Below are 21,246 nucleotides of genomic sequence, written 5' to 3'. Positions count from 1 at the left end.
CTCAGCCGACGGCCGCGAGCGCGGACGCCAGGCGGGTGGTCGACCGGCCCGGGTGGAACGGCACCGTGACCACGCGTCCGCCCCACTCCGCGAGCGTGACGGCCTCGGGCAGCTCGTCGGCGGTGTAGTCGCCACCCTTCGCCCAGACGTCGGGACGGAACCGCCGTAGGGCCTGGTCGGGCGTGGTCTCGTCGAACACCACGACGGCGTCGACGCAGTCCAGCGCCAGCAGCAGCTCGACGCGGTCGTCCTGGGTCATGATCGGGCGCTCGGGCCCCTTGATCTGCCGGACCGAGTCGTCCGAGTTCAGGCACACGACCAGGCAGTCACCCAGGGCCCGCGCTGCCGACAGGGTGCGGGCGTGTCCGGCGTGCAGCAGGTCGAAGCAGCCGCCCGTCGCCACCACGGTGCCCCCGTCCGCACGGACCCGGTGCACGACCCGCAGCGCGTCGCGGTCCGCTCCCGGGACGGCGAGGACGGTGGCAGGAGCACCGGCGAGCAGTGACGTGACGCCGCCGGCCGCCAGGTACGCGGACGCGTCGGCCACACCGGCGGCGACGGCGTCCGGGACGTCGGCGCCACCGGCGAGGGCGACCGCGACTCCGGCCGCGAGCCGGTCGCCCGCGCCGCACGGGTCGCCGGCGGTGACGGAGGGAGCCGGCAGGAACCGGGCGTCCAGGCCACGGGGCGTCCGTCGGCCGACCAGGGCGCCACGGTCACCGAGGGTGATCGCGACGGCCCGGACGTCCCACGCGTCGACCAGTGCGGCGGCCGCGTCGGTCGCGAACGGCACGCCGTCGCCGGCCAGGTCGGTGAAGCGGCGGGCCTCGGACGCGTTCGGCGTGGCGACGGTGATGCCGGGCACGGGCACCGCTCCCCGGGGGTGCGGGTCCCACACGACCGGGGTGGTCACGGCGACGGCGGCGATCGCGTCCCGGAGCGCCGGGGCAGCGGCGACACCGCGGCCGTAGTCGGCGACGATGACGGCGTCGACGCCGGTCAGCGCAGCGGTCATGGCCGCGGTGACGGTCGGCACCGGCGGGGTGTCGCAGCCCTCGTCGATCCGGACCAGCGCGTGGTCCCCGACCCGGACGCGGGTCTTGACCGGGGTCGCGACGCCGGACGGACCGGCGACGACGCGCACGTCGGGCAGCAGCGTGTGGAGCTCGTCGGCCCGGGCGTCGTCGGACAGGACGGTAACCAGGGTGACCTGGTGGCCGTCCTTCGCGAGCATCGTGGCGACGAGTCCGGCGCCCCCCGCACGACGATCGTCCGTCCGGACGTCCACCACGGGCACGGGCGCGTCCGGGCTCAGGCGTTCGCTCGTGCCGCTGACGTCGACGTCGAGCAGGGTGTCGCCGACGACGGCGACGCGCAGCCGTGTCGCGGCTGTGGCCGACACCGGTGCCGCGATCATCGCCGGCCCCCGCGGCGGAGCGCCGGCTCCATCGCCCGGCACAGCGCGTGCACCAGGACCAGCTGCGCCTCCTGCACGTTCGCCGACGGTCCGTCGATGCAGATCGCGTCGTCGACCGCGTCGGCCAGCGGGTTCGGTCGTGACCCGGTCAGCGCGATCGTGCGGGCACCGACGACGCGGGCGGCCTCGGCAGCACGCAGCAGGTTCGGGCTGCGACCGCTGGTGCTCAGGAGCACGACGACGTCCCCGGCGCGTGCATGTGCGCGGACCTGCCGCGCGAAGACCTCGTCGAACCCGTAGTCGTTGCCGATCGCCGTCACGGCCGAGCTCTCGGCGTGCAAGGAGATCGCGGAGTACGCGGGTCGGTCGCCGTCGAACCGACCGGTCAGCTCCGACGTCAGGTGCTGCGCTTCGGCCGCCGAACCGCCGTTACCGGCCGCGAGCAGCCGCCGACCGGCAACGAGTCGCGCGGCGATGTCGTCGGCCCACGCGGCGATGTGGTCCCCGTGGTCGACGAGCGAGGCCACGACGGGCACCGAGGCGGTCACGTGGTCGTGCACGGCGCGGGCGCTGTCGCTCAGCTGCTCGGTCGTGCCGAGTCTGCTCTGTCCGATGGTCATCGTGCTGTCCTCTCGGTGGCGCGGGTCGAGCGCGATGCCCGGCCCGACGTCGTGGACCTGGTGGTGAAGCCCGGTCCGGTGACCGCTGCCCCGTTGACCAAGCGCTCGTAGACGCGCTCGGTGTCGGCGGCGACGCGGCTCCAGGCGTAGCGGGACTCGACCCGCTCGCGTCCGGCGGCGCCGTACGCCGCAGCGCGGGCCGGGTCGTCGAGCAGTCCCGCGATCGCGGCGGCGACGGCGTCCTCGTCACGCGGCGGCACGTGCAGCCCCGTGGCGTCCTCGACGACGGTGTCGATGAGCCCGCCGACCTGTGAGGCGACGACGGGCCGGCCGCACGCCATCGACTCGAGCGGCACGATGCCGAACGGTTCGTACCACGGTGCGCACACGACGACGTCGGCGCTGCGGTACACGGCGGGCATGGCGTCCTGGCTGAGCTGCCCCCGGAACGACACGTGGTCGCGCACGCCGAGGGAGCGCGCGAGGGCGTCCAGCCGCTGGTACTCGGGGTCGTCGGCCAGGTCGGACCCGGCGGTGCCGGCACCCCCGACGACGACCAGCTCGACGTCACGGCCCGCGGCGACCAGCTGTGCCAGGGCCGCGATGGTCGTGCCGACGCCCTTCCGGCGCACCAGACGGGACGCGGTCAGGATCCGGTGCGTGCGACCGCGTTCCTCGACGGCGCCGGACGGACGGAAGCGGTCGACGTCGACCCCGCAGGGCACGACCGAGATGGCGTGCAGCGGGACGCCGAGCGACTTCAGCTCGAACGCCTCGTCGGAGCAGGTCGCGACCACCTGGTCGACCCCGCGGCCGACGGCGGGCTCCAGCCACGCGCGTTCCTCGGGACTGGTGTCCGCTGAACCCTGGTGCCGACGCTTGACGACACCGAGTGCGTGGAAGGTCTGCACGATCGGGATCCGGATGCCGCCGGTGCTGGCCTGGACCTGCGTCACGGCCTGGAGTGCGGCGTGTCCGGACATCCAGAAGTGGCCGTGCACGACGTCGGGTCGGTCGACGAACCAGGTCGCTGCGAGCACCTGGGCGAACGTCGCCATGTACGGCAGCAGGCTGTCCTTGGACACCACGCGGGCCGGGCCGGCGTCGACGTGTACGACCTCGACACCCGGACGCAGCGCCACCCGAGCCGGCAGTTCGGCGTCGTCGCGGCGCGTGTACACGGTGACCTGGTGACCGCGGTCGGCCAGGGCGCACGACAGCGCGGCGACGTGGACGTTCTGCCCGCCGGCGTCGACCCCGCCCAGCACAGCGAGGGGACTGGCGTGTTCGGAGACCATCGCGATCTTCATCGGGTGCTCCCTTCCAGGGTCGGCCTCGGCGCGCGTCGCGCACGCGCGTGGCGGGTCACGACGTCGTCGAGCAGGTCGTCCCAGTCCGCCAGGAACCGGGCGAGCGAGTGGCGGGCCAGCGCGGCCTCGCGGGCGACGGCGCCACGACGGCGCGCCTCGTCCGGGTCGTCGAGCAGCACACGGGAGGCCCGGGTCAGCTCCGCCACGTCGGTCGCGATCGCACCGGCACCAGCGGGCACCGTCCGGGGCGCGTCGGTCGTCGCCAGCACCAGCACCGGCATGGCCAGGTGCATCGCCTCGATGAGCGACAGCCCGAGCGAGGTCCAGCGGTTCGGGTGCAGGTAGGCGCGACGCTCGGCCAGCGCAGCGTGCATCGGGGTCGGCTTGACGTCGCCGAGCCCGACCAGCCGGTCGCCGTGACCCAGGTCGGCGAGTCGCTCGGTGCCCATGCCGAACACGTCGACGGGGGCGACCTCGGCGAAGCGGGGGAGCAGGTCGGTGCCGACGACGCGGTTGCGCCGGACGGGCTCGTTGATCACCGCGCCGAAACGCTCGAGGCGGCCGGAGTACAGCGGGCCCGGGTCCACCACGCCGTGCTCGACGACGGTGGTCCGCGCGGAGCCGCAGTCCCACATCAGGGCGTTCCAGTGCGTCACGTGCGCGATCGTCATGTCGGCGTGGTCGCGGAACGGGTGCAGGCTGTCCGGCACGTCCACGCGCGGGGCGTTGTGCTCGACGAACACGGTGGGGATCCGGCGCCCGCGCAGCAGGGTCGCAGCGACCTCGGCCTCGTCGGTGCGCTGCAGGACCACCAGGTCGACCTCGGCGTCCGCGACGTCCTCGGGTGCGAGCTCGACCACGTTCGGCCAGTCACGACCACCGGCGCCCAGGCCCCAGCCGTCGCGTTCGTCCGTGGTCGGCACCAGGTACTCGTGCTGGCCGCGGACGAAGGCGTCCATCCAGCCACCGTGGACGTGCCAGACGAGGATCCGCATGCAGTCCCTTTCGGTCACGCTCCGTCACGGTCGCAACAGGGCGCTGGACCGTCGACAGCAGGAGCAGGAGGAGCAGTGCCGGACGCTACGCAGCGCCTTCTGCGGTGCTTCGCAGACTGCTCGGCTTCATCCGCAGAGCGCGTCCGACCAGGCGCTCGTGCGCCGCGAGGACGTCCTCGGGGCGGACGGACGACAGGCACGGGTGCCCCGGGACCGGGCACGCACGGGCGCGGCTGAGACGACACGCGGCACCCTGGTCGCCGAGCAGCTCGACGTGCTCGGCGTACGGCGCCCACTTGGTCGCGGGCACCACCGGCGAGAACAGACTGACGATGCGGGCACCGACGGCGGCAGCCAGGTGCGCCGGTCCGGTGTTCCCGACGACCACCACCTCGGCACCGGCCAACACGGCTGCGAGCTCGGCCGGTGACGTGCGTCCACCCAGGTCGATCACCGCTGCACCGTCGTCGGTCCTGCCGGCTGCGACCGTCGCGGTCAGTTCCCGTTCGCCGGCAGCACCCGTGACGACGACCGGGATCCCGAACGCGCCGTAGGCCGCCACGAGCGCGCGGTGGTGTGACGGCGGCCACGACCGTGCCGGGACGCTCGCGCCGGGGTGGACGACGACGTACCGGTCCAGGGCGGCCACCTCGGGTGGCACGGCGGCGTCGTGACGAACCACGAGCCTCCCGTCGTCGTCCGGCGGCAGCCCGAAGCCCGCAGCCGACGCGATCTGCAGCGCACGCTCCGGTTCGGGCAGGTCCTCGGGCAGGTCCTCGCCGGGGCGCAGACGCACGTCGAGCAGCGAGCCCGGGTGGTCGACCGAAGCGCCGGAGACCCGCCGCACGCCGGCCAGTCGCAGCAGCATCGCGAGGGGGAGCGGGGACTGGTGGAACGACGTCAACACGACGGCCTCGTCGACGTGCTCCTCGGCGATCAGCGCGCGGAACTCGTCCAGCACGGTGTCGTCGAGCGGTCGGGCGGTCTCGGTGACCCACGGCGCCGCCCACACCCGCACCCGGTCGATCCCGGGCAGCAGGTGAGCGGCAGGGGCCCCCTGCGGACCGCAGAGCATCGTGACGTGGGACGCTGTTGCCGCGACCGCGCGCACCGCTGGCCCGGCGACCAGGACGTCGCCGAACGAGTCCAGACGCGCGACCAGCACGCGGGGGCCGCGCCCGGGACGGCTCATGCCGAGGCCGCCGGCACGTGGTCGAGCGCCAGTGCGACGGCCGCCTCGATCGTGTCGGCGACGGTGTCGGCCGCGGCGACCTCCTCCGGCCGGGTGCGCGGGGTCGGCACCAGGATCGCCTGCGCTCCCGCGGCCCGCGCGGCGCCGACGTCGGCACCGATGTCGCCGATCACGACCAGGTGCTCGGCGGGCACGCCGAGTCGGGCAGCGGCCTCCAGGACCAGGCCGGGCCGGGGCTTCCGGCACGCGCAGTCGTCATCCGGGCCGTGCGGGCACACGCACCAGACGTCGAAGGGACCGACGAGGTCGTCGACACGGGCGTTGGTGGCGTCGACCTGCGAACGGGTCGCCCCACCGCGCGCGATGACCGACTGGTTCGTCACGACGCCGACGGGCAGTCCGGCAGCGCGGGCACGGTCGACCGCCCGTCGGGCACCTGGCAGCGGTACCACCTGGTGCGGGTCGGCGTTGTACGGGACGTCCACCACCAGGGTGTCGTCCCGGTCGAACAGGAGACCGCCGACGGCGCGGTCCGCGAGGAGAGCCATGGCCCAGCCCTACCGGAACCCGGCCGAGCACCACGCCAGGAAGGTCGGCGAACGCGGTGCTGGTCGCCCGGGTGACGGGCACGGCTACGGTCGGAGCGGTGACCGCCCTCGATTCCCTGCCCCCGTCCGACGGCCGCCCCGAACTGGTCGTGCTACGCGCCATCAAGCTCGGCGACCTGCTGGTTGCGGTGCCCGCGCTCCGCGCCCTGCGTAGCGCGTTCCCGGACCACCGAATCAGCCTCGCCACCACGGCGTGGCTCGCCCCGGTCGTCGACCTCGTGCCCGCGGTGGACGTCCACCTGGCGCAACAGGGCTTCGACCACCCGATCCCGGTGCCCGCCGGCGTCACCGACGTCGCCGTCAACCTGCACGGCGCCGGACCGGAGTCCGAGGGCCTGGTCGCCGCCCTCGACGCGCGCCGGGTGATCGGCCACGGCAGACCCGACGGCCCGGCCTGGATCGAGGGTCCGGTCAACGAACGCGAACGCTGGGTCGGTCTGCTGCGGGCACACGGCATCGCCGGCGACCCCGACGACGTCGCCATCGACCGTCCGGCCGACGCCGCAGTGGTCGAGGGCGCGGCCGTCGTCCACGTCGGCGCCTTCCACGGCGCCCGGCACTGGCCCGTCGACCGCTTCGCCGAGGTGGTGCGCGGGCTGCGGGGGCGCGGAGAGCACGTGGTCCTGACGGGAGGCTCGGCGGACGTCGCGCGCGCCACCGCCGTCGCCGACGCGGCCGGCCTGCCGCCGGAGGCGGTCCTGGCGGGCGTCCTCGACCTGCAGCCGTTCGCGGCGGTGGTCGCCGCGGCCCGCGTCGTCGTCACGGTGGACACCGGCGCGGCGCACCTGGCGTCGGCCTACGGCATCCCGTCGGTGGTGCTGTTCGGTCCTGCGCCGCCCGAGTCGTGGGGCCCGCCGACGTCCGGCCCGCACGTCGTGCTGACCGACGCGTCCGTCCGTCGCGGTGACGTGTTCTCGGAGGTACCCGACCCGGCGATCCTGGCCGTGCACCCGGCCGACGTGCTGGCGGCCGTCGACGGGCTCGGCGTGGGGCGGGCGGCACACACGGCTCGTCGGTAACGTCGTCGTGACGGCCCCGGAACGACCGGCGTCGTGGAAGGAGCACCGTGTTCGAAGCGGCCAACATCCGGGACTGGATCGGCCTGCCGGTCGTCGACGAGCGCGACGACAAGGTCGGCACGCTCGAGAGCATCTACTACGACACCGCGACGTCCGACCCGGCGTTCGGCTCGGTGACGACCGGCATGGTCGGCTTCCAGAAGCTCGTCTTCGTGCCGCTCGTCGGGGCGACGGTCGCGCCGAAACACCTGCGCGTGCCGTTCCCGAAGAAGCTCATCAAGGACGCGCCGTCGATCGCGACCGACGGCGAACTCGAGGCGGACACCGAACCGGTGCTGTACCAGCACTTCGGGCTCGAGTACACGACCGGCAGCGGTGGAGAGCGGCGACTCGGCCGACGCTGAGCCCGCAGGCGGTAGCCTGATCGCTCCCGTCGCCCGCGCCCACCCGGAGGTCGCGTCCTGCTCCGATCCGTCCGTTCCACGCTGCTCGCCGCAGCGGTGGTCGTCGGCGTCCTGGTGTCCGGTCTCGGCCCGACGACCGCGTCGGCGGCGCCGCTCTGGCCGGTCCCACAGCCGTACCGGGTGACTGCGGACCCGCCCGAGACCCTGGCGGGACTGCCACCGGGCAGCGAGTACGTCGCGCTCGGTGACTCCTACTCCGCCGGGTACGGCCTGGGCGACCCGACCGGGTTGCCGGTGTCTGCGTGCGCGCAGTCCGCCGAGGACTACCCGCACCGGATCGCGGCCCGCTTCGGGCTCGCCCTGCACGACGTCACCTGCGCCGGGGCGACCAGCGCGGACATCTTGGGCGGACACCAGTTCAAGGGTGTCGACCCACAGATCCAGGCGCTGTCGGAAGACACCCGCCTGGTGACCCTGACGATCGGCGGCAACGACGCCGACCTGTTCGGCACGGCCGCAGCCTGCCTGGCACTCTCGCGGTCCGGGCCGGTGTTCTCCGGTCGTGACGCCCCGTCGTGCCGCAGCACGCTCGTGCAGGACGGCGTCGACCAGCTCGGAGTGAAGATCCGGTCCCGGGTCGCGCTCGGCATCGCCACCACGCTGGCCGCCGTCAAGACCGCCGCTCCGAACGCCGAGATCGTGTTCCTGGGCTACCCCGCGATCTTCCCGGACGCCGCGCACACCCCGGCGAAGGGCTGCTTCCGGTCGGCGCTCGACCTCGGGACCCTGGCCGGCTCGTTCCCGAGCGACGCCTACCCGTTCACCGACACCGACGTGCGGTACCTGCACGGCGTGCAGCAGGACCTGGACGACGTCGCACGGTCCGCGTCGACCGCGGCAGGCGTGCGGTACCTCGAGGTCTTCACGGCGACGCAGGCACGGTCGGCGTGCGCGCGGAAGGGCGCCCTGGTGTCGGGCGTGACCCTCGACTCGCGGGACGGGCTGCAGCGGATCGACATGGAACCCGGGGCTCTGCACCCGAACCCCGCGGGGGTCGCCTACCTCGCCCGACGGGTCGCGGCGACGCTGCGGTCACTCGACGGCTGAACCGACCGCGACGGGGCGACGTGCGCCGTCGCCGGCACCACGCACACCGGCGAGACCGTCTCGCGCAGCACGTCGTGCAACACCGATCCCGACAGCACGTGCACGTGGCCCTGCCCGAGCACGACCAGGGAAGCCGTCCGGGTGTGGTTGGCGATCGCGCGACCGGGGTGCCCCTCGACCAGCAGCGGCCGGAGGCGCAGGTCCGGGAAGCGTGCGACCAGCCGGTCGGTGGCACGCTGCAGCAGGGCCTCGTTCAGGCGGCGCCAGCGGAGCGGGTCCTCGGCGAAGTCGGTCAGGCCGGTCCGGGTCAGCACGGGCATCTCCCACGCCCGCAGCAGTGTGAGCCGGCGGTTCCGTCGGAGCGCCTCGCCGACGGCGATCGCGACGGCGCGCTCGTCCAGGGGCTCGTCGACGGCCAGCACGACGTCGCCGTCGATCGGGTGCGCACCGTCCGGCACGACGACCGTCGGCACGGCTGCCCGTTCGGCGACCCGGGACGGCGCGTTGCCGATCGTGGAGCCGCGCCGACTGCGGAACGTCCCGACGACCAGCAGGTCCCCGGCGTCCGACTCGGTGACGAGCGCGGCAGCGAGCGGCCCCGCGTGCCGGACGATCCGGACCTCGACGTCCGGCAGCGCCGTGCGGGCGGCATCGGCGACGTGCTCGGCGACGCGCTTGCCGTCCGGACCCACACGCCCCTCCAACGCCGGGTCGACCCCGACCACCCGGATCCGCTCGATCCCGGCCGAGGCGTGGGCCACCACCCAGCGCAGGGCTTCCTCGTGCGGTCGTGCGGCGTCTGCCGCCAGCGTGACCGTGGTCCAGTGCTCGTCCATCCCGATCGACCTCCGTGCTGAGATCCGACGGGGCGTCTGGTGGCGCTCCTGCCGCGAAGCTACGCCCACCGCGCCGCCCGGACCGGTCGATCCGCTGTGGGTCGCCTGCGAGGACTGCGAGCGTCACGTCGACGCCGTGACACTGAGTGCCGCGATCGACACGGTGTCGGGATGACCTGCCGGCGGTGGCGCGGACGTGTTCTGGATGACGTCGACGCAGAGCGGACAGTGCTGCCGGACGCTGGATAACCTGAGCGAGTGTCGAGGCAGGTCGGCACCGCAACAGGGGAGTCCACATGCGCCGTTGGCGGATGGTCACAGCCGGGTTGACCGGGATCGTGCTCGGAGCCGGGTTGGCGCTGGGCGGCGCGACGAGCGCGTCGGCAGCCACCGTCGGGCACTGGGGTGCCTTCGAGGTGAGCGGGTCCGCCCGGGCGTACACCGGCGCAGTCGCACTGCCGGGGTTCCCGGAGACGACCTTCGCGTCCACCTCGCGGCAGGCCCAGGTGATCAGCGGCGCGACGACCGGCCAGGGACCCGCGACCCCGCCCGGCGCGGTCTACGGCAACAGCCGGAACAACACCTACCTGAACCAGCGGCCCGCGTTCGACCAGACGAACGCGCAGAGTGCCGCCGTGACGACCTACACCTTCGCGGGCGGTACACCGGGTGCCGGCGGGTGGTCGTTCGTCCTCGGGGACATCGACGCCGACCAGGCCACCATCTCGGCGACGCTGGCGAACGGGCAGCCGGCGTCGATCGCCCAGCTCGGCTACCAGGGCTCGTACAACTCGTGCTCGACCGTGTCGCCCGGCGGGTGGAGCTGCCCGGCCGACCCGGGTGGGGTCGCCCCGGGTCAAGACACCCCGACCTGGAACGCCGGCACCGGCGTGCTCGTCGGCAACGCGGCGGCCAACGACACCTCGGGTGCCTCGGCGTGGTTCACCCCGACCGTGTCGCTCGGGACGCTCACCATCACCTACCAGCAGCGCAGCGGGCTGCCGGTCTACCAGACCTGGTTCGCCAACCGGACCTCGTCGCTGTCGGGGGTCGCGACGCTCGACGGGGCCGCGCTGCCGAACACCACGGTGACCGTCACCGCGCCGAACGGCACCGAGTACACGACCACGACCGACGACCAGGGCGCCTACACGTTCCCGGCGCTCACCCAGGCGGACGGCTACCAGGTCGCGATCGCCACGCCGGACAACGCCACCCTGCAGAGCACGCCGGGGACGATCTCCCTGCGCGCTGACGTGACGGACGCCGACGTCGCCTTCGTCACGCCGCCCGGCACCGTCGCCGTGTCGGGCACGGTCGTCGACACGGCGGGCACCCCGGTGGCCGACGTCCCCGTCACGATCACGGACCCGGCGACCGGGACGGTCCTGGCCGAGGTGGTGACCGACAGTGACGGCGCGTACACCGCGTCCGGGTTGCCGGCCGCCACGCCCGTCGAGGCGAGCACGCCGGGAGCCACCACCGTGCCGGCGACGACCGGTGCCGACGGAGCGGCGACCGTGGTCGTCCAGCCGCTCGTCCTCCAGGCCGCGCTCTCGACGATCTCCGGACGGGTCACCCTGGACGGCGCGGCCCCGAGCAGCGCCGTCGACGTCGAACTCGTGCAGGACGGCGAAGTCGTCGCGACGACCCAGGCCGCCGCCGACGGCACCTACGACTTCCGCGTGCTGCCCGGGACGTACACGGTGCGGACCACGGCCCCGGTGGCAGGCGCGGACGGCGCCACCGAGGTCGCGGTGACGACCACCGCGGGCGGGACCTCCTCCGCGGACTTCCCCTTCGTCACGCCCGTGCCCGTCACGGTCACACAGGCCGGGTCGGTCACGTACATCGACGGCACGCCCGTCGCAGGCACCACCGTCACCGCACGACCGGTCGACGCCGGGTCCGGAGCGGTCATCGTCGTCACCACGAACGCCGACGGGTCCTACGACCTGACGGGTCTGACCCCGGGCACCGACTACCGGATCACGGTCGCCGGGACGGACCCGCAGCTCGTCACGAGCGTCACAACGGGCGCTGCCCCGACGCCGGTCGACTTCGTGCTGCCGCTGCCGACGGTCGACCAGCCCGGCACGGTGACCGACAGCGACGGCGTCGCGGTTGCGGACGTGCCCGTCGTCGCCACGCCGACCGGCGCCGGTGACCCGGTGTCGACCACCACCGCGGCCGACGGCACGTTCGACCTGACCGGGCTGGCGCCGTCGACGGAGTACTCGGTCGTCGCGGGCACCGGCGACCAGGCGAGTGCGCCGCAGGTGGTCACCACGGTGGCGACCGGCTCCGGCACGCCGCTGTCGATCGTGGTCCCCGCGGCCGTCGTCACCCCGACGCCCACACCGAGCCCGACGGCCCCGCCGGAGTCGAGCGGGGGCACGGGAACGCTGCCGGGCTCGTCCGTGGGTGGCTCCACCCCGGGTGGCCCGCTCGCGTTCACCGGCGCGGAGATCACCCCTGCGGCCATCGCTGCGGGCATCCTCGTGCTGCTGGGCGGCGGGCTGCTGACCTTCCGGGCGGCACGCAACCGTCGCCGGACGGAGCACCTGCAGGACTGAGCCCGCAAGGCGGACCCGCACCGGGCCTCCCGTCCGCCGGCCGGCGCGGCCCGCCAGCCGTCCGCCGGCTGCCGGGCCCGCTGCTCGCACAACGGAACGCCATCCGAACCGCGGATCCCCGTGGTTCGGATGGCGTTCGGTTGTGCAGACGCACGCGACGCAAGCAGCGCACGCGGCGGGCAGCCAGCCCGGCCGGCCAGCCGGGCGGCCAGCCGCACCGCTCAGCGCGTGCGGTGCGTGCGCGTCGTGCCGGTGATCGTCGCGACGGACCCCGTCATCGTCTGGATCGCCCGACTGATCGTCGGGATGGACGTGGTGACGACGGCGAGCGAGGACGTGATCGCCTCGATGGACGAGGTGGACAGGTGCTCCTGGTGGGTCGAGTGCACCGGGAAGCCCCGACGCGCCGCCACGACCACGCCGAGCGACCCGAGCAACACGACCGCGCCCGCGATCGGCAGCGACTGCATGCCGGTCAGCCCGAGCACCTGTCCGCCGATGGCCGCACCGCCCGCGATCCCGATGTTCGACGCGCCGTTGACGAGCGCGCCGGCGATGTCGGGGGAGACGCCACCCGCGCGGATCGCCGCCGCCATGAAGAGCGTGCCGGTCGTGCCGTTCGCGGCCATCCAGACGCCGGCCACCATCATGGTGCCCAGGAGCGACCCGTGCACGAAGGGCAGCGCGATGAAGGCGGCGGCCATCGTGGCGACGGCGACGACGAGCGTCTGGCGGGGGGCTCGGTCGACGAACATGCCGGCCAGCCAGAGCCCGATCACGCCGGTCCCGCCCAGGACGAGCAAGGCACCGCTCACCAGGCCCGCGTCGAGTCCGGCGTCGATCGTGTACGGACCGATGTACGTGTAGACGATGTAGTGCCCCGCGAACAGCAGCAGGTCGGCCACGACCACGGCGAGCAGGCCGGTCCGCGCCCAGGCCCTGGGCGACCCGATGTGCGGCGACGAGGTGCCGCTGACCGCCGGCAGGAACGCCGCCGCGACGACGGCCAGCACCGCGGCACAGACCGCGACGGCGCCGACGGCCGGACGCCAGCCGATCGACTGGCCGACGCCCGTGGCGAGCGGCACGCCGATGACGAAGCCGAGCGAGCTGCCCGAGTACACGAAGGCGATGGCCCGGCCGGCCAGGCGGGGTGGCACGATCCGCGTGGCGTAGGCGGACGCGACCGAGAAGAACAGCGCGTGCGCGACACCACCGACGACCCGGCCCGCACAGACCACGGCGAACGACGGAGCCAGCGCGACCATCAGGTTCGACACGGCGTACCCGATGAGCGTCGCGACGAGCACGCCCTTGCGGGGGAGCCGTGCGGTCAGGGACGTGAGCGGCAGTGCCAGCAGCGCGACGGCGGTGGCGTACACCGTGATCACGATGCCCATGGTGGACTCGCTGACCCCGAGATCCGTGCTCATGGTGCCGAGCAGTCCGACCGGCATGAGCTCGGTCGTGATGGCGAAGAACGTCGCCAGCCCGAGCACGGCGATGCCGATGACCGCCTTCGAGGTCAGGACCGACGGTGTCCGCACGGACGCGGTGTCGGACGAGACGGAACGGTTCGACGCGGTGGTGATCGACGCGGTGTTCGTCGGCATGGGCTGACCTCCTCGGGGCGTGGTGGAGCGCGCGACGGGCGACGTCGTCGACGACACCACGACCGGATCGGTCGGGCTGCGCGCTCGGTGTGGAACTGGTGGTTGGTCACTCCACGGCGAGTGCGATCAGACCAGTCTGACACGACCTCCGACGATTGTCACGGGAGCGCTCCAACGCACTGCGGACACTCAGAACGCCTGCGCGACACGCCCATCGACACCGCCACCGGACAGCTCCAGCGTCAGGGTCCCGCTCAGCGACTGCGCGGTCATCGACACCTTGCCGTGCAGGGCGTCGTCACGCGGGAAGCACGAGGTGGACGCCTCCATCCGGTTGGCGGTCGCCACCAGGCAGACCATCGACCGGTCGGCCCCGACACCCGCCCAGACGTTCCACGGCGTCGCCGCGTCGTCGCCGCTCAGCGACCGGTTCGTGAAGATCAACCGCGTGGAGTGCAACCGCACCGGTGCCTCGATCGAACCCGGGATCTGGTCGGCGTACGTCTGCGGCGCGTCGAGCAGCTGCTGCAGCGTGACCGTGCCGGCCGTCGGGGTGACGGACGGCGAGCCGGGCACCGCGGGGTGCACGGTCCCGATGACCAGCCCGGTCCCGAACGCGACGACGATCGCCGCGGCGAGCCCCCCGGCCAGCCAGGGGCGGGTCCGTGCGCTGCGGACCACCCGCAGGACTCGGTCGCGCCCGCGGACCCACCGGCTGGGCGCGCTCGGTCCGTCAGCCGACCCGGCCGGCTGGGTCGTGTCGACCTGGCGGGTCGCGTCGGCCTGCCGGGTCGTGTCGACCAGGGCGGTCGCGGGAGCGGACTCGGTCGCGTCGACCGGCTGGTCCGGTCGCTCGGACGGGAGGCCCGGATCACGCTGGCCGGGGACCGCCCCGTCCGCCAGACGGTCGCCAGACGACGACACACTCGCCACGGACGCACGCGTCGCCCCTGGCGTGGCCGCGGGGGCTGCCGTCGGCCCTGCCGTGGGCGCGGCGGCCACGACTGGTCGGCTCGCCCCCTCGGGCTGCGGCGGTGTGTCGGCCGCGGTCGGTCCGCGCCGTCCGCCACGACGACCGAGGTCGGCCAGGGTGATCCGCGCCCGTGCCGCCTCGGCCGGGGTCGACCCGGAGCCCCAGGCGATCTCCTGCAGGCGCGCGCGATCGCGCTCGGTGTCGCGGTCGTCGTCGGCCATGCGCACTCCCGGTGTCCGGTCGATGCTGTCTCGGTGTTCATCGTCGCACTCGGCGCGGTGCGGTGCGCACCCAGTCCGGGGGACTGTCCGGATCCGGGCGGTGTAGGCCTGGTGCATGACAGACGCACGCGAACCCGACCCCGAGGTCGTCGAACCGGTCAGCCACGACGCGACCTCGGGCGAAGCCGACTACGTCGCGACGAACCCCGGCGGCAGTGGTGTCGAACGGCGCAACCCGCTGCCCGACGAGGAACAGGGTCGCGGGACCGAGTACGACCCGGTCGACCAGGGCCCCGAGCACGAGGGCTGATCCGCTCAGGCCAGCACCCGCCGCAGCACGGCCCGCTCCCCGGCGGCCCACGACACGCTCGTCACGACGTACAGCGCCGCTGCCAGCGGTGCGATCGCCGCGAACACGACGGTCACGAAGGGCACCCACCGGGTGATCGCCGTCGTCGCGGCCGATCCGGGGACCGCCCCGTCGGCGGCTGCGGGCGGGTTCCACCGCAGGTTCGCGCGCCGGGTCGACTCGACCACCACGGCCAGTGCAGCGAGCAGCAGCACGACGACCCAGGCGTGCACCCACAGCGGCGAGGTGAGCACCGCGACGAACGAGTGCCCGAGCGGGATGCCGACGAGCGTGGCCTCGAGCAGGGTGTTCGTCGCGCCGGCGATGGTGGCGTGGGTGAACAGGGCGTACACGAGCGACAGGACGGGTGCCTGCGCGAGCACGGGCAGGCATCCAGCCAGCGGGGAGACGTGCTCGGACGTGTACAGCTCCTGCACCGCGCGCTGCAGCCGTGCGGTGTCCGTGCCGTACCGCTTCCGCAGTGCGGCGAGCTGCGGAGCCAGGCGGCGGCGGTCCCGCTCGGCCCGGACCTGCAGCACGGACAGGGGGACCAGCAGCGCGCGGACGGCCAGGGTGGCCAGCACCACGGCGAGTGCGGCGGCGAGGGGGCCCGCGACGGGGTCGAGTGTCGCGGTCAGGGTGGCGAGCAGGTCGGCGCCGAGGTGCAGCGCGCCGCCGACGAGCGGCCCGACGAGGGGCAGGGTGGACAGGTCCATGACGATTCCGATCGAGTGTGGTGGCAGGGGTCGACGAGCGACCCGCACACCGATCGGTGTCAGGTCGCGGGGACGACTCCCGGTGCCCGCGGTCGGGCGTGCCCGTCGGCGTCGGGGTGGCTCCATGCGATCCGGGTGACCAGGTCGCGCGGCGCACTCGGCACGCGGAGCCCCACCGTGCCGGCAACGCCGAGCACGAGTGCCAGCACCTGGGCGACGAGCACGGCAGCGGCGACGACCACCGCGCCGAACCCCGCCAGCGCGAGCAGTGGCAGCGCTCCGGAGACCGGGTCGACGACGACCAGCGCGGCGACTGCGCGCAGGAACACCTCGATCACGGCCATGGTCGGTTCAGACTAACGCCCGCGTGCCGCTCGGGACAGGTGGCCCGGGCGGGGGATGATCGCCGCATGACCGCCGCTGCCCCGAGCACCCCCGCGACCCTCGCGTTGGAGCGCGCCGGGGTGCCCTTCACGCCCCACGTGTACGAGCACCACGAGACCGCGACGAACTTCGGTGAAGAGGCTGCGGCTGCGCTGGGTCTGCGCGAGGAGCAGGTCTTCAAGACCCTCGTGGTGTCCGTCGACGGCGCCCTGGCGGTCGCGATCGTCCCGGTGGCGAACCGCCTCGACCTCAAGGCCATCGCCGCGGCGGTCGGTGGCAAGAAGGCCACGCTCGCCGACCCGGCGCTGGCGGAGAAGCGGACCGGGTACGTCGTCGGTGGGATCAGTCCCGTCGGACAGCGCGCGCACCTGCGCACCGTGCTGGACGAGTCGGCGACGGCCTACCCGACGATCTTCGTGTCCGGCGGCCGCCGCGGGTTCGACATCGAGATCGCTCCGTCCGACCTGCTGACGGTGACCGAGGCCACCACGGCGGCGATCGCCCGGACCTGAGTCGGGTCCACGCAAGTTCTTCCGCCGCCCGGGAATGAGCCGGCTCCTCCTGCGTTGCATTGAGTCGAAGGCACTCAAGTTCCCAGGAGGTCCCTTTGCCAGCACCGTCCGGTCCGACCAACGGCAACGACTCGTTCGACGAGTTCCTCGCGCGTCTGCTCGCGGCCCAGAACACCGGCGCCCAGCGATCCACACCGCTGGGTCGCCCCGTCGACATCACACGACTGCTCAGCCGCCGCACCCACGATCTGCTCCAGCGCACCGCCGAGTACGCGGTCTCGCAAGGGCAGCGTGAACTCGACGCGCTGCACGTCCTGCACGTGCTCGTCGAGACCGAGCCCTTCGACGCGGTCATCCGCTCGGCCGGGGTCGACCCCGAGCACCTGGCCGACGAGGTCGAGCAGCGCCTGCCCGCTCCGTCGTCCGAACGCGTGCAGGGCCGACCCGCGCTGACGCCCACCGCACAGCGGATCCTCGTCGAGGCCACCCAGGCCGCGCGGGGCTTCGGCAGCACCTACACCGACCCCGAGCACGTCTTCTTCGCGCTCGTGATGGACCAGGAGACCGTCACCGGCCAGCTCCTCGCGAGCGCCGGTGTCACCCCGCAGGTCATGCAGACCTACGCGCAGCAGGCCGCCGAGGCGGCACGAGAGGGGCGCCCGATGCCCGGCACCACCGAGGCCGACCAGCAGCAGTCCGAGACGCCGACGCTCGACCAGTTCGGCACCGACCTGACCGAACGTGCCCGCCAGGGCGGCATCGACCCGGTCATCGGCCGCGCGGACGAGATCGAGCAGACCGTCGAGATCCTGCTGCGCCGGTCCAAGAACAACCCGGTGCTGATCGGCGAGCCCGGCGTCGGCAAGACCGCGATCGTCGAGGGCCTGGCGCAGCGCATCGCGGACGGCGACGTCCCCGCGCTGCTGCAGGGCAAGCGTGTCGTCGCCCTCGACCTGCCCGGCATGCTCTCCGGCACCCGCTACCGCGGCGACTTCGAGGAGCGCCTGACGAACGCCATGGACGAGATCGCGGCGCACGCCGACGAGCTCATCGTGTTCGTCGACGAACTGCACACGGTCGTCGGCGCCGGTGGTGGCGGCGAAGGCGGCTCGATGGACGCCGGCAACATCCTCAAGCCCCGCCTGGCCCGCGGTGACCTGCACATGGTCGGTGCGACAACGCTCAAGGAGTACCGCCGCATCGAGAAGGACGCCGCACTCGAGCGCCGCTTCCAACCCGTCACGGTGGGGGAGCCGAGCGTCGAGGACGCCGTCGCGATCCTGACCGGCCTGGCCCCGCGCTACGCCGAGCACCACGGCGTGACCTACACGGACGACGCCCTGCGCGCCGCCGTCGAGCTGTCGCACCGCTACGTCACCGACCGGCACCTGCCGGACAAGGCGATCGACCTGATCGACCAGGCCGGTGCCCGCCGCCGCCTGGCACGGTCCGGTGACGTCGACATCGAGGCCCTGCGCGACCAGGTCGCCGAGCTGCACGCCGACAAGGACCGTGCCGTCGCCGCGGAGCAGTACGAAGAAGCGTCGCGCCTGCGCGACCAGGCGGCCGAACTGGAGGCGCGGATCACCGCCGCCGCACAGGCGGACGCAGGTGGGGCCTCCAGTCCGACGGCCGTCGACCAGCACCGCGCGACGACCGAGATCACCGAGGCGGACATCGCGGCGGTGGTGGCGCGCGCCACCGGGATCCCGGCGACCCGGCTGACCCAGGGCGACCGGACCCGTCTCGCCCGACTGGAGGACGAGCTGCACGAGCGGGTCGTCGGACAGGAGGATGCGGTGCGCGCCATCGCGACCGCCGTCCGGCGCAGCCGGACCGGCATGGGCGACCCGGACCGACCGGTGGGCAGTTTCCTGTTCCTCGGGCCGACCGGTGTCGGCAAGACCGAGCTGGCGAAGTCGCTCGCGGCGTCGCTGTTCGGCGACGAGTCGGCGATGCTCCGGTTCGACATGAGCGAGTTCGGCGAGCGGCACACCGTGTCGCGGCTGGTCGGTGCCCCTCCCGGGTACGTCGGCTACGACGAGGCCGGCCAGCTGACCGAACGCGTCCGTCGCAACCCGTACTCGGTCGTGCTGCTCGACGAGGTCGAGAAGGCGCACCCCGACGTGTTCAACCTGCTGCTGCAGGTGCTCGACGACGGACGGCTCACCGACGGCCAGGGCCGCACGGTCGACTTCCGCAACACGGTCGTCATCATGACGTCGAACATCGGCTCGGAGTTCCTGACCTCGCGGTCCGGAGCGCTCGGGTTCTCGGCGTCGGCGGACGGCGGGTTCTCGGACGACGACCTGCGTCAGCGCGTGATGGGCAAGCTGCGCGAGGCGATGCGGCCCGAGTTCATCAACCGCATCGACGACATCGTGCTGTTCCGCAAGCTCGACCGCTCGCAGATGCGCGCGATCGTCGACCTGCTGCTCGGCGAGACCTCGATGCGGCTCATCGCGCAGGACATGGTGCTCTCGGTGTCCGACCAGGCCGTCGAGTGGCTCGCCGAGCACGGCTACGAGCCCGAGTACGGCGCTCGTCCGCTGCGTCGCCTGATCCAGCGCGAGGTCGACGACCGCATCGCGACCCTGGTCGTGGACGGCGTTGCCGGGTCCGGTGACACGGTGCAGGTCACGGTGGACGGGGAAGCCCTCGTCGCCCGCGTGGCCGGGGTCACGGCGCCCCTGGCCGGGTAGCGTCTCGACCCCACCAGAACGCCCCGGGACCCGATCGGTCCCGGGGCGTTCTGCATGCGTCGGAATGCATTCCGAGGAATTCCGGCTGAACGCTTGCGGCGGCGTCGAGAATGCCGATATGGTTCACGGACCACAGCAACTCGTGCCGAAAGGGGGCCGACCATGATCACCATGACCACCACACGTGCAGTCTCCACGCAGACGCCGTTCCGTGCAGTCCGTGGCGCTTTCGGCGCCCCGTTCGCCGGTTCCTGCTGACGCGGGACGTCCCGTCCCATCTCGTCGTCGTGCCGCGGTTCGTCTTGAACCATTCGGCCACGCTGCAGCCGCTCACGTCCGGTCCGCCGGGCGCGGCACCCTCGCGCTGACCTGATCCAGGTCGGACGCCGTTCCTCCGGTCGATGCTTCGATCGGTCTGCTCGGGCGTTGCCCGGGGCGACCGTCGCCGTCGCGCGGAATGCGGGCCCGTCGGAATGCGCGCGGGGAATGTCGATCGCGACCGGGACGATTCCCGCACCAGGTCATTCGTCGACCGTTCTCCCATGCCATCCGCACTGTTTCGTGCGAATGCATCGAGCGGTTGTTCCCTCCGGGGCACGGATCATTCCGTCGCGCCCGTTTCTCCGCTCGCACTCCTCTCCCTGAACGGTGACCACGATGTCGACCAAGTCCGTCCTCCGACCCCCCGACGCTGGCGTCGCACCCCGCACGGTCTCGCTGACCGACCGGATCGCGCTGCGTATCGGGATGTCCCTCATCATCTGGAGCCGCCGTACCCGACGACCCCAGACCGACCCCGCGCTGCGCGAGCAGCTCGACCGCGAGCGTGTGCAGCGCGAAGCCGAGTGGGCCATGCTCGGCATCGGCCTGCGCGCCTGGCGCTGAGGCGCTGCCGCGCTGCCCTGCCGCGCTGCCCTGCCGCGCTGCCCTGCCGCGTCGTGCCGGGTTGATCGCCCCGTGCGGGGATGGTTCCTCGCACGGGGCGATCGTCCTCGCACGGGCGGTCGACCTCGCACCGTGCGCACTCGCCAACCCCGCACCGTTCGTGCCTGCGCGAGCACGAACCCCGCACGGTGCGAGGTGCCCGCCGACCGCCCGTACGGTTGACGCATGACCGAAACCGCGTCCGACCTCGTCCAGCGCCTGACCGCGATCGTCCCCGACTTCCCGAAGCCCGGCATCCTGTTCCGCGACGTCACGCCGGTGTTCGCCGATGCCGTGGCGTTCGGTCGTGCGTGCGAGGCCCTGGCGGCACCGTTCGCGATCGGCGCCGGGTTCGACGCCGTCGCCGGCATCGAAGCCCGTGGGTTCGCGCTGGCCGGGGGCATCGCCGCGCAGCACCAGGTCGGCGTGCTGACCGTGCGCAAGGCCGGCAAGCTCCCCGGCGAGGTCCTCAGCGAGCAGTACGCGTTGGAGTACGGCGAGGCCGAGCTCGAGCTCCGGCCGGCCCAGCTCCCCGCGGGCACCCGGGTGCTCGTCGTCGACGACGTCCTGGCGACCGGGGGCACCGGCGCCGCCACCATCACCCTGCTCGAACGTGCCGGGTACCAGGCGATCGGGTTCGCCGCGCTGCTGGAGCTCGACGGCCTGCAGGGACGGGAGCGTCTCGAGCCCCGGCTTCCCGTCACCACGCTCGGCGTCGTCCCGGCCTGAGTCGACCCGCCCGCCGACTAGCATTGCTCCACCACCAGA

20 protein-coding genes are annotated in these 21,246 nt (G+C 73.4%); 9 read left to right on the top strand and 11 right to left on the bottom strand.

The genetic code is table 11. From position 1 onward, the window contains the following. Position 1: 1 nt before the first annotated feature. The 6 genes from MT346_RS11905 to MT346_RS11880 form a co-directional block, all read right to left on the bottom strand. Entirely contained in the window at positions 2 to 1,378 is a 1,377-nt protein-coding gene (locus MT346_RS11905) for a PfkB family carbohydrate kinase (protein WP_243563385.1), read from the bottom strand. 35 nt (positions 1,379 to 1,413) lie between these two features. Continuing rightward, positions 1,414 to 2,037, bottom strand: a complete 624-nt coding sequence (locus MT346_RS11900) for an SIS domain-containing protein (RefSeq protein ID WP_243563291.1) — start codon at positions 2,035 to 2,037, stop codon at positions 1,414 to 1,416. Next, the gene (locus tag MT346_RS11895; RefSeq protein WP_243563290.1) at positions 2,034 to 3,347 is read right to left on the bottom strand and encodes a glycosyltransferase; all 1,314 of its coding nucleotides are present in this window, start codon (positions 3,345 to 3,347) and stop codon (positions 2,034 to 2,036) included. Before MT346_RS11895 ends, MT346_RS11900 begins: the two co-directional genes overlap by 4 nt. Then, positions 3,344 to 4,342 carry a glycosyltransferase gene (locus MT346_RS11890; RefSeq protein WP_243563289.1) on the bottom strand — a complete coding sequence of 333 codons (999 nt, stop codon included), beginning with the start codon at positions 4,340 to 4,342 and terminating at the stop codon, positions 3,344 to 3,346. The genes MT346_RS11895 and MT346_RS11890 overlap by 4 nt, the downstream gene beginning before the upstream one ends. An 85-nt stretch (positions 4,343 to 4,427) precedes the next feature. Beyond that, entirely contained in the window at positions 4,428 to 5,534 is a 1,107-nt protein-coding gene (locus tag MT346_RS11885; RefSeq protein ID WP_243563288.1) for a glycosyltransferase family 9 protein, read from the bottom strand. Next, positions 5,531 to 6,082 (bottom strand): HAD family hydrolase, encoded by a 552-nt coding sequence (locus MT346_RS11880; protein ID WP_243563287.1) that lies wholly within the window; start codon positions 6,080 to 6,082, stop codon positions 5,531 to 5,533. Before MT346_RS11880 ends, MT346_RS11885 begins: the two co-directional genes overlap by 4 nt. A 98-nt stretch (positions 6,083 to 6,180) precedes the next feature. On the opposite strand from MT346_RS11880, the gene MT346_RS11875 reads away from it, so the two are divergent. From MT346_RS11875 to MT346_RS11865, 3 genes are all read left to right on the top strand, one after another. Next, complete coding sequence (locus MT346_RS11875; protein ID WP_243563286.1) at positions 6,181 to 7,161, top strand: glycosyltransferase family 9 protein; 981 nt, start codon at positions 6,181 to 6,183, stop codon at positions 7,159 to 7,161. A 47-nt stretch (positions 7,162 to 7,208) separates the two neighbouring features. After that, positions 7,209 to 7,565 carry a PRC-barrel domain-containing protein gene (locus MT346_RS11870; RefSeq protein ID WP_243563285.1) on the top strand — a complete coding sequence of 119 codons (357 nt, stop codon included), beginning with the start codon at positions 7,209 to 7,211 and terminating at the stop codon, positions 7,563 to 7,565. A 96-nt stretch (positions 7,566 to 7,661) separates the two neighbouring features. Continuing rightward, positions 7,662 to 8,672 (top strand): SGNH/GDSL hydrolase family protein, encoded by a 1,011-nt coding sequence (locus MT346_RS11865; protein WP_243563284.1) that lies wholly within the window; start codon positions 7,662 to 7,664, stop codon positions 8,670 to 8,672. Here MT346_RS11865 and MT346_RS11860 read toward each other — a convergent pair. Continuing rightward, on the bottom strand, positions 8,624 to 9,508 hold the full coding sequence (locus MT346_RS11860; protein ID WP_243563283.1) for a universal stress protein: 885 nt from the start codon (positions 9,506 to 9,508) through the stop codon (positions 8,624 to 8,626). The genes MT346_RS11865 and MT346_RS11860 overlap by 49 nt on opposite strands. A 296-nt stretch (positions 9,509 to 9,804) precedes the next feature. Here MT346_RS11860 and MT346_RS11855 point away from each other — a divergent pair, with 296 nt between their 5' ends. Continuing rightward, complete coding sequence (locus MT346_RS11855) at positions 9,805 to 12,084, top strand: collagen binding domain-containing protein (RefSeq protein WP_243563282.1); 2,280 nt, start codon at positions 9,805 to 9,807, stop codon at positions 12,082 to 12,084. Between the two features lie 221 nt (positions 12,085 to 12,305). On the opposite strand, the gene MT346_RS11850 is transcribed toward MT346_RS11855, so the two are convergent. Next, positions 12,306 to 13,697 (bottom strand): MFS transporter, encoded by a 1,392-nt coding sequence (locus tag MT346_RS11850; RefSeq protein ID WP_243563281.1) that lies wholly within the window; start codon positions 13,695 to 13,697, stop codon positions 12,306 to 12,308. 189 nt (positions 13,698 to 13,886) lie between these two features. Next, entirely contained in the window at positions 13,887 to 14,891 is a 1,005-nt protein-coding gene (locus MT346_RS11845) for a hypothetical protein (RefSeq protein ID WP_243563280.1), read from the bottom strand. Positions 14,892 to 15,006: 115 nt separating this feature from the next. On the opposite strand from MT346_RS11845, the gene MT346_RS11840 reads away from it, so the two are divergent. Further along, positions 15,007 to 15,201, top strand: a complete 195-nt coding sequence (locus MT346_RS11840) for a hypothetical protein (RefSeq protein WP_243563279.1) — start codon at positions 15,007 to 15,009, stop codon at positions 15,199 to 15,201. Positions 15,202 to 15,206: 5 nt separating this feature from the next. On the opposite strand, the gene MT346_RS11835 is transcribed toward MT346_RS11840, so the two are convergent. Together MT346_RS11835 and MT346_RS11830 are read right to left on the bottom strand one after the other, a co-directional pair. Then, positions 15,207 to 15,956: a membrane protein insertase YidC gene (locus tag MT346_RS11835; RefSeq protein WP_243563278.1), complete on the bottom strand. Its 750-nt coding sequence runs from the start codon at positions 15,954 to 15,956 to the stop codon at positions 15,207 to 15,209. Between the two features lie 59 nt (positions 15,957 to 16,015). Then, positions 16,016 to 16,300 carry a DUF6412 domain-containing protein gene (locus MT346_RS11830; protein ID WP_243563277.1) on the bottom strand — a complete coding sequence of 95 codons (285 nt, stop codon included), beginning with the start codon at positions 16,298 to 16,300 and terminating at the stop codon, positions 16,016 to 16,018. A gap of 66 nt (positions 16,301 to 16,366) precedes the next feature. Between MT346_RS11830 and ybaK the strand changes: the two genes are divergently transcribed. From ybaK to MT346_RS11810, 4 genes are all read left to right on the top strand, one after another. After that, positions 16,367 to 16,852: a Cys-tRNA(Pro) deacylase gene (ybaK, locus tag MT346_RS11825; RefSeq protein ID WP_243563276.1), complete on the top strand. Its 486-nt coding sequence runs from the start codon at positions 16,367 to 16,369 to the stop codon at positions 16,850 to 16,852. A 95-nt stretch (positions 16,853 to 16,947) separates the two neighbouring features. Next, on the top strand, positions 16,948 to 19,554 hold the full coding sequence (locus MT346_RS11820; RefSeq protein WP_243563275.1) for an ATP-dependent Clp protease ATP-binding subunit: 2,607 nt from the start codon (positions 16,948 to 16,950) through the stop codon (positions 19,552 to 19,554). Positions 19,555 to 20,211: 657 nt separating this feature from the next. Beyond that, positions 20,212 to 20,439, top strand: a complete 228-nt coding sequence (locus MT346_RS11815; RefSeq protein ID WP_243563274.1) for a hypothetical protein — start codon at positions 20,212 to 20,214, stop codon at positions 20,437 to 20,439. Between the two features lie 225 nt (positions 20,440 to 20,664). After that, positions 20,665 to 21,207, top strand: coding sequence for an adenine phosphoribosyltransferase (locus MT346_RS11810; RefSeq protein WP_243563273.1), 543 nt, complete (start codon positions 20,665 to 20,667; stop codon positions 21,205 to 21,207). The last annotated feature ends 39 nt before the right edge of the window (positions 21,208 to 21,246 follow it).

The sequence above is a fragment of the Curtobacterium sp. VKM Ac-2922 genome, from assembly GCF_022815645.1.
In the GTDB taxonomy this organism is placed as follows: domain Bacteria; phylum Actinomycetota; class Actinomycetes; order Actinomycetales; family Microbacteriaceae; genus Curtobacterium.
The sequence above is the reverse complement of the archived record's forward strand: the minus strand, read 5'-3'. Positions and strand labels throughout refer to the sequence as shown.